Here is a 17,142-nt window from a genome sequence, read left to right as displayed (position 1 = left end):
AATTTAGTTTCAACGCAATTGTTAACAAGGAAAGGTTGATGCAAAATCCAGCGCTTTACGAATATCGCCGTACGATTAAATTGGCGGCGCTATTCGTCCTTATGTTGAGTTTTGCTGCGGCACTCTGTCACTTTTTATTGACCATCGATAACCGGCTACAACACACCGAACAACGTTTGCAATTTAAAGCCGCACAAATTGACACGCAATTACAACCGCTGCTGAATTTGCTTAATTGGTTAACCAAGCTACCGTTTAGTGAGCAAGCTGCTTTGCAAAGCACACTTGCGTTAAAGCTGCATAATCGTCAGGGTGAGCCATTAAATACCACCGAGTTAGTAGAGAAAACCGAAAGTGTGGCCAGCGAATTGTTATTACTGCAACATCTCGATTTAGCCTTTACGGCTATCGAATTGATGCAACCCGCGCTAGAGCGCATTGTGTATGTGTCAGAACAACATTTTATTTATGCTAATCCGCAGACACAGTTAACCGCGACTTTAGCGAATTTAGTGCCGTGGTTTGAGCAATATGAGCAAGCTGAAGGCTCAGCTAAACCAGGTTTAGCGACTTTGGCGCTAAGTAAAAACAAAGTATTGCTAAGCCAACGTATCCAGCAGCCTAATGGTGGGGCAGGGTATATCTTATTTGTGTTAGATGTCCCTTTATTGTTGATGCCATTACAACAGCAAACACCGGGGGCTGATTTCCTATTATTAGATGAGCATGGCCATATGCTTGGTGGCACGACAAAAGACGACAGCAAGGTCGATGAAATGCTGCTGCAATTACAGCGGATAGGTCGGCAGCCGTTTTCTTTAGCGATGCTTGAAGCACGGAATGGCTTATTTAGTGCCGGCTTTAAAAGCTTTATCGCTTATTGGATTGGCTATCTTGTCGTGTTGTCGCTGGCAACCTTAGGTTATGCGTATCGTTACAAGCAAAAAGTAGTGGGGCCGGTGCGGCGTTTAACGGTTCATGTTGAGCGAGCGATCCGCGATCAGGGTAGCGTAAGACATATTCCTAGTGGTTGGGAAGAGATCTTTGATAAGATCAGTCGATTGAAATCCTGATATACCTTTGCCAATGGCAAGGGCTGAGAATTTATTATGAAGTTGTCTCGTCAACTGCCGGTGACTACGGCCATCTCTGCTATCGATTTACTGGTCTCTGCTGCTCCTGAATTAAGTAAAGGCCGTTTAAAAGATGCGATGAACAAAGGTGCAGTGCAGTTAGTCGGCAAGCCGGTTAAACGGTTGCGCCGCGCTCAATTCATGTTAAAGCCCGGTGCAACACTACTGTTAAATTACGATGAGGATATTTTGCAGCGGCAATGTGCGCCGGCAACCTTATTATTTGATGAAACCGCGTACAGTATTTGGTTTAAACCGGCAGGTATGTTGTCGCAAGGCAATGAGTGGGGCGATCATCTGAGTTTACTGCGCTTTGCTGAGCAGCATTTTACTCCTGCGAGGCAGGTTTTTTTATTACACCGCTTAGATCGTGAGGCCAGTGGCTTAGTTATTCTTGCCCACAGCAAAAAAGCGGCTGCCGCTTTTAGTCAATTAATTGCGCAGCGACACATTGCCAAAGGTTACGCCATTACGGTAAAAGGCCAATTATCTGCCGATTTAATAGCAGATGGGGTGATCAGTTTACCGTTAGACAATAAAGCTTCAGAAACCCGTTTTACTGTTGAGGCTTATGATGCCGTTACCGATTGCAGCCGACTTAATGTGCAGTTAATCAGTGGTCGAAAACATCAAATACGTCGTCACTTTGCCAGTGTTGGCCATCCGGTGTTAGGCGATCCACACTATGGTAGTGGCAATAAGTCGGCGGCAGGGTTGGCATTACAAGCGGTCAGTTTAAGCTTTAACTGTCCATTACGCCGACGCCAGCAGCTTTTTGAGCTGCCAGCGGCACTGCGTATAGCGTGATAGGGTAATCAGGTTGGGGGGTTAATCGGCTTGATCTGGCGTTAAAGCTTGCTGATTGACCAACATGGTCAGTTCGCCCAAGCGATAAGCATTGACAATATCTGTGCGTAAATCTTCTACCTGCCATTCGCAGGGCCTAGCATGTTCAGTTGTGAAACTTAACCGCCAAGCCAGATCCGCTGGCGGAGATTGCTCAAGTAATGACCAACCAAACCATAAGATATCGGTTAAACCATTCAAATCACGTTTGTGCCAATTGGGTCCTAGCAATGAGGCTAATTCCAGTTCTGCCGTTAAGATAGCGGGTGCAACACCTAGCGCGAGCAATTTATTGCTAAATGATTGGATGGCTTGTTCTAACAAAGCACTTTGTGCGGCTTTATCTTGGCTGTTAACGGCGAGCCAAAGCATTTCACTGCCACTAAAGGATGCGTTAACCGCCTCCGTATCAAGCTCTTGTGCTAATTGTTTTAGCATATCGGTGACAATGCGTCGGCCAAATTGCCGCTGTAAGGCAGCACGCTGGCGCGGCATAATAACGAGTAAGCTCTGTGTTTGCTGTTGATCAAGCACTTTCACCTTCTCACGGAACTGGATCCATTGCGGCGGCGCTAACTCTGGCACTACCGAAGGCGTGACGGCGTTTTGTTGCCGGCGCACCAATTGCCAAAAAACAAAGCAGATAAAAATCAGTAAAACCAGTAACGCTTGCAGTAAAAATTGGCGAGATTCTGTTTCTGCTAAGGTTTGCTTTAATGTGGTTAATTGCTGGCGATATTGCTCTGCTTCATTAATTTCTGATAAGTCTTCGCTAAGCTCAGCCATGTTGTACTGCATTTGTTCTGCTAATTCTTGTTGATTTAATTGTGTGACTTTTTCTTGTAAGGTATAAGCTAGTTGCCAATCGCCTGCCGCACTCGCTAAAGCTGCTGCGCTATCGTGATAGCGCAATTGTAAAAAAGTGGCGGCTTGTTCGATATCCGGGCTTAATTCATTTAGCAGCACTTTCGCTTCAGCATAACGTTGTTGCGTAATCAATAATTTAACAATGGCCAACGCAGTTTCTTGCATCATGGGGCGCACGTTTAACTGTTTAAAGTTCTGCAGGGCCAACTGATAATACTGTTCTGATTGTGGGTAGTTTTTACTTAAAAGTGCGGCGCGACCCAAGCTGTAATAAACCAAAGCGGTGCGCTGTTTGTGCTGCAATTGCTCTGCGATTTCTAAAGCTTGTTGCAGTAAAGTTTCAGCTTGTGCTATCTGCTGTTCACCTTCCATATAACTTTCAGCCATGTAAATCAGTACATGACTGTAATTCGACAACCGATTTAATTGTTGATAGCGTTCAGCCGCTTGTTGAAAGTGAGTAAGGGCAAGATCATGTTGATCAAGCTTGCGATAAGCCATGCCCATCCGGAAATAAATCGATGCAATTTGTTCGTCATCCGATAACTCACGGGCAATGACCAGCGCTCGTTCAAAATGACTAAAGGCGACTTTATACTGGTTATTTTGCAATGCTAATCGGCCAATCAGCACTAAGGCATTCAACTGGCGTGGGGTATTGCTGAGCTCTTCAGCCAACAGCAAACTCTGCTTGGCATATTCTAAGCCTTGGCTAAGATTACCCAATACATTATGAGCAGAGGCAAAGCTGTTAAATACATCGCTCAATAGTACTTTTGCAGCCACATCTTTTAACGAGGTGAGGCGCTTTTCAGCTTCAACTAATTGTACTAGTGCCATCTCGGCATCTTGAAAATAAATGCCATAGATTTGCGCTTTATGAAATAAACTCATGGCGCGAAGATAATCGCTTGGCGCCATGTTTTCGGCTTTATTAACCGCATCTAAAGCGGCTTCACGTTTGCCGAGTGTTTGATAGCTTTCTGCTAAGACTAAATAGTCTTCGGTGCTTAGGCTGTTCTCTGTTTGCGTTTGTAACGACGTGATCACTTGTTCGGCATGTTCACTGCTGCTTGCTGCGTCGCGCATTCTCGAGCTCAGCGTTTCTGCGGCTAAGTTCGTACTGATAAACAGTATAAAGGTAACAAACGTCAGGCATTTCATAGCACTTTTGCTCTTATTAGGTTGTTGGCCACCGCATTCAACTTGTTGGCGCATGGTGTAAAATATTCTACTGTGTTGCTATAAAGTTATTAATATTGTCAGCAATTTTGCTCACCATCCGTGCTCTGGCTTCGCGGCTGGCCCACCCAATATGTGGGGTAATTAATAAATTCGGTAAGGCACAGTGCAACAGCGCCGTGTCGGGCGCGGGGGGTTCTTCGGCTAACACATCTAAACCGGCTGCCAGTTTTCCTAGCTGCAGGGCATTAATCAGTGCGTCGGTATCGATTAATGCACCTCGTGCGGTATTAATTAAAATCGCGCCAGGTTTCAGCCATGCCAGCCGCTGTGCGTTAATAAAGGCTCGGGTGTCTGTCGTTAACGGACAGTGTAATGACACCACATCGGCTTGAGCAAAGGCCTCTGCCATCAGCATTCGGCCTGGTCGTGCTTCGGTTGCGCTGGGGCGCTCTGAGATAATCACTTGCATACCAAAGGCTGCAGCTAATTTTGCTGTGGCTTGACCTAAAGCACCATAACCCACAATCACCATGGTTTTGTTAGCTAATTCCATTATCGGAAAATCCAGCAAACAAAAAGAACGGCTTTGTGCCCATTTGCCCGCGGCAACCCGCTGCTGATAGCCAATAAGTTGATTGGTGAGTGCCAGTAATAACGCAAAAACATGCTGCGGCACCGCCGTTTCGGCATAGTTACGCACATTTTTTACCACAATTCCGGCGGCTGCTGCCGCGTCTAAATCGATATTGTCGGTGCCGGTTGCACTGATCATAATTGCTTTTAAACGCGGTAGCTGCTTCAGTACCTCGGCATCTAAGATGCATTTATTCACGATAGCAATATCAGCATTGCGCAAGCGCGGCACAATCTGCGCCGTTGTACTGTAATCGTGTAAGGTTAATTCACCATCAATGTGCTTTAACGCTGAAAAATCCGCATCACCCAAGGTGGCAGCATCTAAAAAAACCAGTTGAAGAGCCATAATTTATTCTTAAATACCAAAGCTATAAATTAGCGATAGAGCAATTACACTGTTTTACCATAGCCGTAGCTAAAATGCAGCAAGTGTTGTTGTTAGACCATTGGCTAAGTGGTTCTGATATTTTTGTTATACATTTGCTAACAAATTGCTTGTGAATTAGCGTAATGGCTTTGCTATTATCGAGTTTTCATAGAGGAGTAAGCAGCATGCGAATAGCGGTATCGGCTATTGAAAAAGCTTATGCAACGGTGCAAGCCGTGCGTGGCGTCAGTTTTACCATTGAACCGGGTGAGATTTTCGCCTTACTGGGCCCAAATGGTGCGGGTAAGTCATCTATTATTCGTATGTTAGTGGGTATGACGTTGCCCGATACGGGCACTATTCAGGTCGAATACCAACAGCAGCGCTATAACCATATACCACGGCGTCAGTTGGGTTACTTACCCGAAGACCGTGGTTTATATCCGGATAAAAGCGTTGAGAAAAATTTATTGTATTTGGCGCAATTACACGGTTTAAGCAAAGCAACCGCACAGCAGCAAATGTCGCACTGGTTAGAGATATTTGAGTTAACTGAACGGCGACATGAAGACTTAAAGCAATTATCAAAAGGTAACCAACAAAAAGTGCAGCTGATCGCGGCCGTGATCCATCGGCCGGCCGTGGTGATTTTGGATGAGCCATTTTCTGGCTTAGACCCACTCAATCAGGAAAAAGTCGTTGCCTTTTTAAAAGAGCTGCGCCAGCAAGGTATGACGGTGATCCTCAGTGCCCATCAAATGGCGATGGTAGAAAAACTGGCTGACCGCATGTTGCTGATGGCAAAGGGCAAAGTAGTCTTAGCGGGCACCTTAGCCGAGATCCGCCTGCAAGCACAGCCAAAGCAAGTGGTGTTAATTGAAACTGAACAAACAGTCAGTGAAGACAGCTTAGCGTCAGTATTGGCTGATGAGCATTGGCAATGGCAGTCGAGTCACAGTTTTAGTGTCACCTTAGCCAACAGCACGGATCTCACACACTGTTTGCAACGTGTTTTGGGTTCATTCACTGTGCGCGCCGTGACCATGCAAGCAGCCGATTTACATCAATTATATGTGTCGGCCATGGCCGAACATCAGCAAGGGAGTGCAGCATGATCTCTAAGCAAAGTTTAATTGTCGCTAAATGGGAGTTTTTACGCTTCTTTAAATGGAAACAACAGCTGATCTCCTACCTGTTAATGGTGTTGGTGATGGCCGCGGTGGTGGCTTGGAGCTTTTTTGTGGACGAAAGTCGGCATCAATATCGGATTGCCGTTCCTGCGCATTTTACCTTGGAAAATACTGAGCAATTTCAGTTTCAGCGGCCCACGATAACCTTAGAAGAGCAATTGGCACAGTTAAAAAGTACTGAGACCTGGCATGCGGTGGTCAGCGAAGAGGCTGAGGCTATTGTGGTGCATACGCTATCGGGTAAAAAATGGCAGCAAACACTGGATAGCGAGTTACAAAAGTACTTTCGGCAAGTTTATGGTCAGTCACAAGGCTTGTCTGCGGCACAGTTAGCGACATTAGAAGAGCCCGTTACCCTTGAAATGCGTTATTTGGATGACAATTATAAGGGCAGCGATCGGCCTGAAAAGATGATCGCGATAGGTTTATTGTTTTTATTGCTGATTGGTTTATCGACGGCCTTTGGCCAATTACTGATGAGCATTACCGGTGAAAAACAACAACGCGTAACCGAACAGTTATTCGCTATTGTAACGCCACAGCAGTGGATTGATGGCAAGGTGCTGGGCCACAGCTTAAGCGCTATGAAAGCCATGTTTACCACCAGTTTAGTTATAGTGTTAAGTACGGTGATCACGCTGTTGTTTATCGCCGATAAGCCGGTGGATTTCACTTGGCTAAATTGGGCGGTCATTGCTTGGTTAGTGCCTTTCGCTTTAGCGGGGCTGTTGTTATGCGCCTGTTTTATGGCGGCTATTGCAGCTTCGATTGACGATCCTAACACCAGTGGTAAAGGGGTAGTGATGATGGTGACATGGTTACCGCTGTTATTTACTTACTTGGTCATAGATAGCCCCACTGGCTTTGGCATGACCTTACTCAGTTGGTTACCATTGACGTCGTTTGCGGCTATGCCGGTAAGATTAGCCATGGTAGAACTTGCTTGGTGGCAACCCTTGCTATCGTTATTATTGCTACTGGGTACGCTGTATTGGTTGAGGCGTTTAGCCGGGCGCATTTTTTTACGCGGTATGCAGATGTATGGCAAAGAACCGAGTTGGGGCGACATTATGCGCTGGGCACTGAGCAATAAAACCGAGTAATCGCATTTATTGAACTATTCAGGTCAGGCTCAGCCAGATAAGAGATAATAAGCTGCCGTGGTAACACGGTGGCGCTTTTTGCAGAGCAAGGTTCCACTTACTGCAGCAAATTAAATGAGGTTATTATGTTTGATTCATCCTTTCGCCAGCAAGCAGCCGCTTGGCAACGCCAGTTTCAGCTGCAGCATCGAGGCAGCTTTTTACAGCGTGTGCTCGCCTGGTTGGTACTGGGTGTCATGCTGATGGTCGGGGCCTTTTTACTGTTGTTTGCCTTAGTACTCAGCTGGGTATTGATCCCCATTTTGATTTTTCGGCATCGGCAACGCATGCGTAAATTTAGAGAGCAGGCCGGTCAATATCAGCAGCAACAGCAAAGCCACACCCGCTCTGGCGGTCAAGTGATTGAAGGCGAAGTCATCCACAAAGATGACACCGATCCACGTTAGTTAAGTGGGTTTATTGGCCAGCTTACTTTGAATAAAATCACTGTGGCGGATGAACAGTAAATCTGCCACTTTACGTAACATCGCATCTTCATGTGGGTCGATATTGCCATCGGCATAAGCCACTTTCCATAACTGGTCTAAAACGGCAATGCGCTGCGGCTCGGTTAAACTTTTTAGTTTCGAGGTGTAAGCATGTAAGCAGGTTGAGTCAGCCGCCATTTGCTGCGCCTGAGCAAAAACCTTGTTGGTATGCTCTGGGGTTAATTGATATTCCTCTGATAAATAGCGCTGCACCAGTTGCTGCTCTGCTTCAGCGCTGTCAAAGTCTGCGTGTGATAACTGTAGCATCAGTACCACGGCCATAAACTCTGCTTCGTTAAGCCCCGCTTGTTGCCAATGCTGTTCAGCCGCGCCGGCACCTTGCCAATCGTTACTGGCTTTCTCGAGTAAGTTTTTTAAAAGATTAAACATGACAACTCCTAAATCACTGCAGCCATAGCGCCTAACTGCTTGGCGCTAAATGCTTGAATTTTGTCAGACCTCACCCCACTAAAAGAGTTCGACTGCCTCTTGCTGGAGCACCTGAGTGCCCTTACTTATTTTATTAATACTGACCATCTTAATCAGTGGTTTTATCTTTGGCCAGCCTTACTACCAACGTTGGCAACGGCAGAAAATTCGCGCTCGGCCTTTTCCCGAGCCTTGGCGGCAGATCTTAAAAAAGCGTTTACCCTATTATCGCGCCTTGCCTACTGATCTGCAGCTGCAATTAAAAAAACATATTCAGGTGTTTATTGCAGAGAAAGATTTTATAGGTTGTGCAGGCTTAACCGTTACCGATGAAATGCGCGTGACCATAGCGGCGCAAGCCTGCTTGCTGTTATTAAACCGACCCAATCATTACTTTCCGCAGCTAAAAGCGATCTTGATTTATCCTGCCGCCTTTATTGTGGCCAATGCGCAACAAGATGCGGCGGGCTTAGTCAGTGAGCAACGGCGTATTCTCAGTGGGGAATCATGGCAACAAGGGCGGGTGATTTTAAGTTGGCAAGATACTTTGGCTGGCGCCGCCAATCCAAAGGATGGCCACAATGTGGTGATCCATGAGTTTGCGCATCAATTAGATCAAGAACATGGCAGTGCACAAGGTGCCCCATTATTGCAGCGCAGTAGTGATTATCAGCAATGGTCTCAGGTGATGCAGCAAGCCTTTGATCAATTACGATGGCAGCTACAACAGGGCCAACCCGTGCTGATTGACCCTTACGCGGCAACCAACCCGGCAGAGTTTTTTGCGGTGCTATCTGAAGTGTTTTTTGAACAGTCTGCCGAATTAGCGAAACAGCATCCGGCATTGTATCAACAATTGAGCTACTTTTATCGATTAGACCCGTTAAGTTGGCACTAATCGCGCAGAGGCCGTCTTTCGCCGTGTGCTGATTGATCGTTATGCTCACTTTACGCATAACAGATCAGGCTAACCTGCTGATGATAAGGAGAGACAATGCGGCATTTATGGGCAATAACATTACTGTGGAGCGGTATCTTGCTGGCACAAGAAGCAGTGCCTGTGCAAGCGATTCAGCCTGTTGCCAACAGTTTGGCAGAGCAACTGACGGTATCCGGCACCTTAACGGCACGTCAAGATGCGAACTTATCAAGTAAAACGGCGGGTTTAGTGGCACAAGTTCATGTTGATGCAGGTAACCGTGTGGCAGCGGGTGACGTGTTGCTGACTTTAGATGCCGCCTTAGCACAACATAATTTAGCACAGTTTCAAGCGGGGTTAGCGTTAGCTGAAGTTAACTTACAAGAACAGCAACGCTTGGTTGCCGAAGCCGAAACGCTGACGTCGCAACAGCTTTTTCCACAAACGGAATTAGCGTTAAGAAAAGCGGCATTGCGTCAAGCAGAGGCCCTAAAACGTCAAGCAGCTGCGGCGCTGGCGCAGCAGCAAGAGCAAGTGGCACGTCACCAGTTAACCGCACCTTTTGCCGGCGTGGTGGTTGAGCGATACACTGATGTGGGTGAATATGTCAATTTAGGTGCCCCAGTATTTCGCTTAGTGGCCTTAACGCCGTTGTATCTTGACGTGCAATTACCACAAGAATATTACCCCGCCTTAGCGGATCTTTCACATATTGATGTTATCTCTGATCTTTATCCTAATAACGCCTTGTCCGCCACCTTAACGGCCGATGTCCCCGTGACCAGCGGTAATGCCCGGAGTTTTCTGGCTAGGCTCACCGTCGAGAGCCAGCTTAGTGGCTTATTGCCAGGTACGTCAGCCCGCGCGGTATTCCATTTTCAACAACGTGAGCGTCAAGTCTTGGTGGTGCCTGCCGATGCGTTGCTACGCCATGCTGATGGAAAATTCAGTGTGTTTTCTATTGCTGAAGGTAAAGCCTATCGCCGACTTGTGACCCTTGGGCGCAATACCGCTGGCGGTGTAGAAATTGTGTCGGGTTTACCCGAAGGTGAAGCGGTGGTGGTGCGAGGTAATGAAAATTTACGTGATGGCCAAGCGGTTCGCTTAGTTAGTGTGGCAGGAGGCAACTAATGTTAGCTGCCGCTATCCGCCATGGCACCATTTTAACGGTTGCTGTTTTAATTATTTGTGTGTTGGGTATTGTTGCCGCTTTTCGAATACCCGTGCAGATGATCCCTGATCTGGAAGTCAGAACCATCAGTGTGGTCACGGGCTGGCCCGGTGCCACGCCGCAAGATATTGAAAAAGAAATTTTAATTGAGCAAGAGCGCTATTTACGCAATTTGCCTAATTTGCAGCGGATGATATCCAGAGCGAGTACCGGCTCAGCTAACATTGAGTTAGAGTTTCCGTTCGGGGTGGATGTTAATGAAGCCTTGATCCGAGTCAGTAATGCTTTAAGCCAAGTGTCTAGTTATCCTGAAAATGTCGACCAACCGCGCTTATTAAGCAGCTCCTTTTCCGCAAATGCCTTTATGTATTACCGCTTAATGCCCCTTGCCGGCAACCCGCTGCAATTAGACATGGACATGCTGCGGGATTTCGCTGAAGACGTGGTTAGGCCCCGTATGGAACGCGTGCTTGGCGTATCCGAAATTGGTGTCAGTGGCGGTGCTGAGCGGCAAATTCAGGTGCTGGTCGATCCGGCTAAATTGGCACAACGCGGTTTAAGTATGAGTGATGTACGCCAAGCCATTCGCGAGCGTAACCGCGATAGCTCTGCAGGTGATATCGATAACGGTAAACGACGCTATTTATTGCGGGTGATCGGCCGTTTCGATAATTTAAGCGAATTAGAAGACGTTATCCTTGCACAACGCGGCGCTGAACAAGTGCGACTGCGTGATGTTGCCAGCTTGGTCTTAGATCATTTTGAAGTGCGGCAACTTTCTTATGCAGACGGTGAGCAAGCTATAGGTTTGTCCGTCAGCCGCGAAAGTGGTACCAATGTGATCGCCATTAAACAAGGTATGTTGGAGGTTGTGGCGCAGCTTAATCAAGATTTATTAGCGCAGCAAGGTTTGCAACTGATGCTGATTGGCGATGACGTACGTTATGTTGAAGATTCTATCGTTAATGTCTGGACCAACTTAGCATTAGGGGCCGCTCTAGCAACCCTGGTTATGTATCTGTTTTTACGTTCTGGCCGTGCCACCCTTGTCGGCATTATTGGCCTGCCAATTTGCACCATTGCGTCATTCCTTGGCTTGTTATTATTTGAACGCACCATCAATGTCATTTCTTTAGCGGGAGTTGCCTTTGCCATCGGTATGACGGTGGATAACACTATTGTGGTGCTCGAAAGTATCGAGCAAGCCAGGCGACGGGGCTTAACTAAGTTTGATGCAGCTTTAGCCGGTGTGCGTGATGTTTGGCCAGCGGTATTAGCCTCAACCATGACCACGGTGTTGGTGTTTTTGCCTATTTTGTTTATTGAAGAAGAAGCTGGGCAGTTGTATTCCGATATTGCGATATCGATTGCCGCGGCGATAATTGCCTCGATGTTAGTGGCGGTGTTTGTGGTACCTTCCGCCTTAGCCAGAATGGGATTTGGCGGTCAAGCTGCGGCTCAAGCGGGCGGATCAGCTGCGCCAAGCCGAATATTGGCTGTGATAAATCAGCTAACTGCCAACGGTAAGCGGCGGGCAGCCGTTATGCTGAGCACACTTGTCTTTACCTTGGGCTTAGCCGCTTGGTTAATGCCCCCTGCCGAGTACCTGCCCGAGGGCGAAGAGCCGAAAGCATTTTCATTGATGATTGCGCCACCCGGTTACAACCTCACTGAAATGGCGATGATTGCCGAAGAGGTCAGGGCGTTTCTAGAGCCGCACGTGCTGGCAGACGCGCAAGCGTTTGACGAGGGTACAACCGGCATGCCTCCTTTGAAATATTATTCAATGAATGTGTCAGTAGGGCGAATTTGGTTGATGAGTGAGCCGGTGCGAGCCACGGATATACAGGCGATGATGGATCGCTTAACGGCGTTATTTCGGCAGTATCCTGGGATGCGGGCTTTTTCTTCACGAGGTTCCATAATTAGCAGTAATGATGGCGGTACCCGTGCGGTGGCGTTGGATATTTCGGGGCCTGATCTGGCGAGTTTATATGCGACCGCCGATGCCGCCTATTTGGCAGCACAACAGCTATTTGACAACCCACAGTTAAATTCTGATCCGTCGTCGTTGTCTTTAGATCAGCCGCTGATTGAAATTCGCCCCAACTGGCAACGCTTGGCAGAGCAAGGCTACAGTGCGGCTGACTTTGGCTTTGATGTTGCCGCGTTAAGCGATGGTGCCTTTGTTGACGAGTTTTTCTTAAACGACGATAAAGTGGATATTTTCTTATTCAGTGCGGCGGGTAATCAACAACAATTGGCCGCGTTGGGGCAAGCGCCCTTGTATACACCGGCTGGCGCAGTATTACCGCTGAGTGCCTTAGCTGAACTGCGTGAAGTGGCCGACAGTGATAACTTACGGCGGGTAAATGGTTTACGTACTGTCACGTTGTATATTATCCCGCCTCGCGACGTCGCGTTAGAAACTGCTGTTGAGCAAGTACAGCAACAGCTTGTGCCACAATTACAACAACAAGGCGCCATTGCCCAGGGCGTTAGCCTCGATATCACCGGTGCCTCGGATCAGCTTGATGCCACTAAGGCGGCGCTAAGTGGTAACTTTATGATTGCGATTGTCTTAATCTATTTATTACTGGTTGCCATTTTCCGGCATTGGGGCTATCCGCTTTTAATTCTAACGACTGTGCCCTTAGGGCTGGCGGCGGCACTGGTCGGTTTGGTCACCATTAACGCAACGGGGAGTGTGTTTACTGCGATGGGACTAAGCGGTTTTTATCAACCCTTTGATATGATCACCATGTTAGGGTTTTTAATTTTGCTCGGCACCGTGGTGAACAACCCCATTTTGATTGTTGATCAAAGCCGGCGTAACTTTGCAGCACAGCCAGGTAAGGTACAAGCCGCAGTGTTGGCCGCGGTGGCTACACGGTTAAGGCCTATTTTAATGTCCACCGCAACAACAGTGTTTGGTTTGGCGCCTTTAGTATTCCTCCCTGGTGAAGGCACAGAGTTGTATCGTGGCGTGGGGGTCATAGTATTAGGTGGTTTGCTGCTGTCTACGGTCGTCAGTTTAATTTTCTTACCGGCATTATTAATCTCGGTATTTAATGCCATACCGCGTTTTACGCGAATAACATCTTGAGCAATTGCGCAATTAACACTAAGGCGACCAACGGCAGGATCCAGCGACTGTATTTACGATAGTCCTGCTCTGCTGTTTCGCCTTTTTTAGCAAACTTTTCCATAACGGGCACTAAAATCATTAAGGCCAAAAATAATACGGCCAGGATCCCAATTAATACCATGTGGCAATGTGTCCTTCTCGGTTAACGCCATGTTGATGGCAGCTATTTATTTTTGCATAGGTACAGAGTACCCCTCTATTGACCTTACCATACGCATGATAAACTGCCCATAATCTATTAAGGAGATTATTGATTATGTTGCTGGCGGTATTAGCGTTGTTAGCAGGCTTAGCCTTGCTGGTGTGGAGTGCAGACAAATTTGTCGATGGCGCGGCGGCAACAGCTAAATATGCAGGTATGCCACCGTTGCTGATTGGTATGTTAGTGGTGGGGTTTGGTACTTCAGCACCCGAAATGGTGGTGTCGGCGATGGCAGCCAGTGATGGTAATCCTGCTTTGGCTTTAGGGAATGCTTACGGCTCGAATATCACCAATATTGCGTTAATTTTAGGCTTAGTCGCGTTAATTAGCCCTATTGCGGTTAATTCGCAAGTGCTGCGAAAAGAGCTGCCCATTTTATTAGGCGTAACCTTGTTTGCCGGTTGGCAATTATTCGATCATCAGTTAACACGGTTTGATGCTTGGTGTTTGTTAGGCGTGTTTTTACTGTTAATGATTTGGTCGGTATGGCAAGGCATGCGTAACCCTGGCGATCCGATGGCAGTCGAAATGAATACCGAACTGGCCAACGCCGAGAGTATGAGCTTAAAACAATCGATAATCTGGTTGCTGGTAGGCTTACTGTTATTGATTTTGGCTTCGCGGATGTTGGTGTACGGTGCGGTGTTTATTGCACAATCATTGGGTGTCAGCGATTTAGTCATTGGCTTAACGGTGGTGGCGGTGGGAACCTCGTTACCAGAGTTGGCGTCTTCATTGATTGCCATCAAAAAAGGTGAGCACGATATTGCCTTGGGTAATGTGATCGGTTCAAACCTGTTTAATACCTTAGCGGTAGTGGGTATCGCAGCGATGATCCAACCGATGAGTGTTGATGCGGTAGTGTTAACACGCGATTGGACCTTGATGGCGGTGCTGACTGCGGCGTTATTAGTGCTCGGGTTTGGTTACAAAAAACAGGGGCGTATTAATCGGTTTGAAGGCGCGTTGCTGCTGGCTGTGTTCTGTGGTTATACCGGTTATCTATTAAGTACCGTGTTGGGCTGATGGCATATAGCAAACCTGAGTTAGATAGCGGTTATTATTTACAGCATTTTAATGAGCTGCTGCAGTTTGTGGCAGCGCATTATCAAGCAGTGCTAACGGCAGACAGTCAGGCTTTTATTAGTGACTTTGCTGCCTTAGCGCCCTCTGCGCAGCTGTTGTTGGTGCGCATGCTGAATCGCAAAGGCGCAGTGTTTTGTGATAGCGAACTAAGCTACGATGAAATTGGTGAGCCAACACCTTGGTTAATGCTGTTGCAGCAACAGGGTTTTGTCGCAGAACTCCAGACTACGGATTTGGCCGATTTTTGGTTACGTCTGACTAAACACACCTTATGGCAATTACTTGAGCGGGCGCAGCAGCAACTGGCCGCGCCGTTGGAGCTTAAAAAAAGTGCCACCAAACCGCAATTGCTGCGTATCGCGTTGAGTTTGCCAGTGGATTGGTTGGCACTGATCCGCCAGTTACCACAGCGCTATGTGGTGTTACAGCGACAAGCCGCACTGAGTTATATCTATTTCCTGTATTTTGGCCGCATAGAAAGCAACTTATCGCTGTTTACGCTGCGCGATCTGGGTATTCGGCAAACCGGGCAATTTAAACAAGTCTTCCAACCTCGCTTTACCGAGTTAGCTCAAGCGCAACTGGCTTTTAGCATTGCTAGCGCTAAAGCACCGATCCAAGCATTAGCCAAAAAACTGAAACCGCTTACAGATGTGGCAACCATCCGCGCCGAATTACAGCCGATGCTCACTATGGTTGAACACTGGCCGCAAACCGATGATCCGCAGCTCAGCACTAAGCGCAGTGAGCGGTGTTATCAGCTAGGCCGGATTGCCGAGCAGCAGCGGCAAATGGATTTTGCTATCGCGTTTTATCAGCAAAGTGCTGATTTTCCCGCATCAGAGCGACTGGCGCGTTTATATTGGCAGCAAGGCCAGCGCGAGCAATGCCAAAGCTATTTGCAGCAACTGTTAAATGATCCAGCCTGTGATGAAGAATGGCTGTTTGCCGATGATTTTTTCACTCGGCACTTTCCTGCGCCAGGCACGGTCAGTGCTAAGCGCTCCCGACTGACAGAATTACTGCAACAAGCTCCCAGTATTGGTGTGGATGAGTTGTACTTAGGCAAAGCCGAGCAAGGTGTGATCGCGCATTATCAACGCCAAGGTTATCAGGCGTTTCATGCCGAAAATAACCTATGGCTGGCGCTATTTGCCCTATGGTTTTGGCATGAGCTATTTGAGCATCCGGCAAGTGCCTTGCATAACCCGTTTGAACGGCGGCCACGCAATCTCAGTGCTGGGCTGTTTTACTCGCAATTTGCCGACAGTATTGAACAGAAACTGCAGTTGTTAGCCGAGCCTACGGCAACGCAGTATTTACTCAGTGCTTTGGCCGCGCATTTTGGCAAACGCAATAGTATCTGTTTTTGGCCGCAAGACTTGGCAGAGCAACTGTTACCCTTAGTTAAGCAAGCTCCTGCCAAGGCGTTAACCACTTTGTTACGTCATATGGCGCAAGATTTTCAGCGCTGCAGTAGTGGCTATCCTGACTTGCTACTGATTAAAGGGAATGAGCTGGCTTTTGTTGAAGTCAAAGCCCCGGGTGACAAGATCCAGCGCCATCAACTCGCGCGTTTGTTAGCTTTGCAGCAAGTAGGGTTTAACGCCCGTTTAGAAAAGCTGCATTGGATCATCGATCCTGATCGTCTGTATGTGGTACTTGATGTCGAAACCACTGGCGGTAAAGCGGGGAGTGATCGGGTCATTGAAATTGGTGCGGTTAAAGTACAATCTGGCGAGATCATTGACAGCTTTAGCACCTTACTTGATCCTCAGCGGCGCATTCCGTCTTTTATCAGCCGACTAACCGGCATTACAAATAATATGGTTGTGGGCGCCCCCACCTTTGCCGAAATAGCCGATAGCCTGGCGGCCTTTCTCAACGGCGCGGTGTTCGTGGCGCATAACGTGAAATTTGATTACGGCTTTATTAAGGCCGAGTTTGCTCGGTTAGCCATACCCTTGGATATGCCGCAGCTGTGTACCGTGGTAAATATGCGCCGGTTTTACCCCGGGCATGCTTCTTACAGCTTAGGCAAATTATGCCAAGCGTTAGACATTCAACTGTTGAATCATCACCGCGCCTTAGATGATGCTAAAGCCGCTGCGCAATTACTCTTACTGATAAATCACAAACGCGGTAAGCCAGAGCACGCCACTACCTAACCTCTTTTTAATGCGGCATATATTGCCTTAATAGAGGGCATAGGTAATTGAGCTATGCCGTCATTGCCGTTGGCAATAAAGGGGTGCTGGCTTAATAGGGTGTGCTGCTGTCATCGTCTATAGTGTTAAGGGCAACATCTAAGAGTCATGGCTTTAATGAAGAGG

At 47.6% G+C, this 17,142-nt stretch carries 14 protein-coding genes; 10 read left to right on the top strand and 4 right to left on the bottom strand.

The window, feature by feature from the left end; all coding sequences use genetic code 11:
* Positions 1 to 38: 38 nt before the first annotated feature.
* Both L1N97_RS13790 and L1N97_RS13785 read left to right on the top strand, forming a co-directional pair.
* A complete protein-coding gene (locus L1N97_RS13790) occupies positions 39 to 1,073 on the top strand; it encodes a hypothetical protein (RefSeq protein WP_236130186.1) in 1,035 nt (344 codons plus the stop codon).
* A gap of 36 nt (positions 1,074 to 1,109) precedes the next feature.
* Positions 1,110 to 1,940, top strand: coding sequence for an RluA family pseudouridine synthase (locus L1N97_RS13785; protein ID WP_236130185.1), 831 nt, complete (start codon positions 1,110 to 1,112; stop codon positions 1,938 to 1,940).
* A 21-nt stretch (positions 1,941 to 1,961) separates the two neighbouring features.
* On the opposite strand, the gene L1N97_RS13780 is transcribed toward L1N97_RS13785, so the two are convergent.
* Positions 1,962 to 4,010, bottom strand: a complete 2,049-nt coding sequence (locus L1N97_RS13780; RefSeq protein WP_236130184.1) for a tetratricopeptide repeat protein — start codon at positions 4,008 to 4,010, stop codon at positions 1,962 to 1,964.
* A 67-nt stretch (positions 4,011 to 4,077) separates the two neighbouring features.
* Positions 4,078 to 5,013, bottom strand: a complete 936-nt coding sequence (locus tag L1N97_RS13775) for a D-2-hydroxyacid dehydrogenase (protein WP_236130183.1) — start codon at positions 5,011 to 5,013, stop codon at positions 4,078 to 4,080.
* Between the two features lie 206 nt (positions 5,014 to 5,219).
* Between L1N97_RS13775 and L1N97_RS13770 the strand changes: the two genes are divergently transcribed.
* The 3 genes from L1N97_RS13770 (at position 5,220) to L1N97_RS13760 (ending at position 7,773) form a co-directional block, all read left to right on the top strand.
* Positions 5,220 to 6,149: an ABC transporter ATP-binding protein gene (locus tag L1N97_RS13770; protein ID WP_229588075.1), complete on the top strand. Its 930-nt coding sequence runs from the start codon at positions 5,220 to 5,222 to the stop codon at positions 6,147 to 6,149.
* On the top strand, positions 6,146 to 7,327 hold the full coding sequence (locus L1N97_RS13765; protein WP_236130182.1) for an ABC transporter permease: 1,182 nt from the start codon (positions 6,146 to 6,148) through the stop codon (positions 7,325 to 7,327). The genes L1N97_RS13770 and L1N97_RS13765 overlap by 4 nt, the downstream gene beginning before the upstream one ends.
* A 125-nt stretch (positions 7,328 to 7,452) precedes the next feature.
* On the top strand, positions 7,453 to 7,773 hold the full coding sequence (locus L1N97_RS13760) for a hypothetical protein (protein WP_229588079.1): 321 nt from the start codon (positions 7,453 to 7,455) through the stop codon (positions 7,771 to 7,773).
* Here the strand turns inward: L1N97_RS13760 and L1N97_RS13755 are convergent, their stop codons facing one another.
* The gene (locus L1N97_RS13755; protein WP_236130181.1) at positions 7,774 to 8,244 is read right to left on the bottom strand and encodes a tellurite resistance TerB family protein; all 471 of its coding nucleotides are present in this window, start codon (positions 8,242 to 8,244) and stop codon (positions 7,774 to 7,776) included. It lies immediately after the preceding gene.
* A 115-nt stretch (positions 8,245 to 8,359) separates the two neighbouring features.
* Between L1N97_RS13755 and L1N97_RS13750 the strand changes: the two genes are divergently transcribed.
* From L1N97_RS13750 to L1N97_RS13740, 3 genes are all read left to right on the top strand, one after another.
* Entirely contained in the window at positions 8,360 to 9,181 is an 822-nt protein-coding gene (locus tag L1N97_RS13750) for a zinc-dependent peptidase (protein ID WP_229588083.1), read from the top strand.
* 96 nt (positions 9,182 to 9,277) lie between these two features.
* Entirely contained in the window at positions 9,278 to 10,333 is a 1,056-nt protein-coding gene (locus L1N97_RS13745; protein ID WP_236130180.1) for an efflux RND transporter periplasmic adaptor subunit, read from the top strand.
* Positions 10,333 to 13,479, top strand: coding sequence for an efflux RND transporter permease subunit (locus L1N97_RS13740; protein WP_236130179.1), 3,147 nt, complete (start codon positions 10,333 to 10,335; stop codon positions 13,477 to 13,479). Before L1N97_RS13745 ends, L1N97_RS13740 begins: the two co-directional genes overlap by 1 nt.
* On the opposite strand, the gene L1N97_RS13735 is transcribed toward L1N97_RS13740, so the two are convergent.
* Positions 13,460 to 13,642, bottom strand: a complete 183-nt coding sequence (locus tag L1N97_RS13735) for a hypothetical protein (protein WP_229588089.1) — start codon at positions 13,640 to 13,642, stop codon at positions 13,460 to 13,462. The two genes, L1N97_RS13740 and L1N97_RS13735, sit on opposite strands and share 20 nt — an antisense overlap.
* A 135-nt stretch (positions 13,643 to 13,777) precedes the next feature.
* Here L1N97_RS13735 and L1N97_RS13730 point away from each other — a divergent pair, with 135 nt between their 5' ends.
* Both L1N97_RS13730 and L1N97_RS13725 read left to right on the top strand, forming a co-directional pair.
* Positions 13,778 to 14,749, top strand: a complete 972-nt coding sequence (locus tag L1N97_RS13730) for a calcium/sodium antiporter (RefSeq protein ID WP_229588091.1) — start codon at positions 13,778 to 13,780, stop codon at positions 14,747 to 14,749.
* Entirely contained in the window at positions 14,749 to 16,977 is a 2,229-nt protein-coding gene (locus L1N97_RS13725) for an exonuclease domain-containing protein (RefSeq protein WP_236130178.1), read from the top strand. Before L1N97_RS13730 ends, L1N97_RS13725 begins: the two co-directional genes overlap by 1 nt.
* The last annotated feature ends 165 nt before the right edge of the window (positions 16,978 to 17,142 follow it).

The organism is Rheinheimera sp. UJ63, from assembly GCF_021568285.1.
Taxonomy (GTDB): Bacteria; Pseudomonadota; Gammaproteobacteria; order Enterobacterales; family Alteromonadaceae; genus Alishewanella; species Alishewanella maricola.
This window is presented reverse-complemented; position numbering and strand designations above follow the sequence as displayed.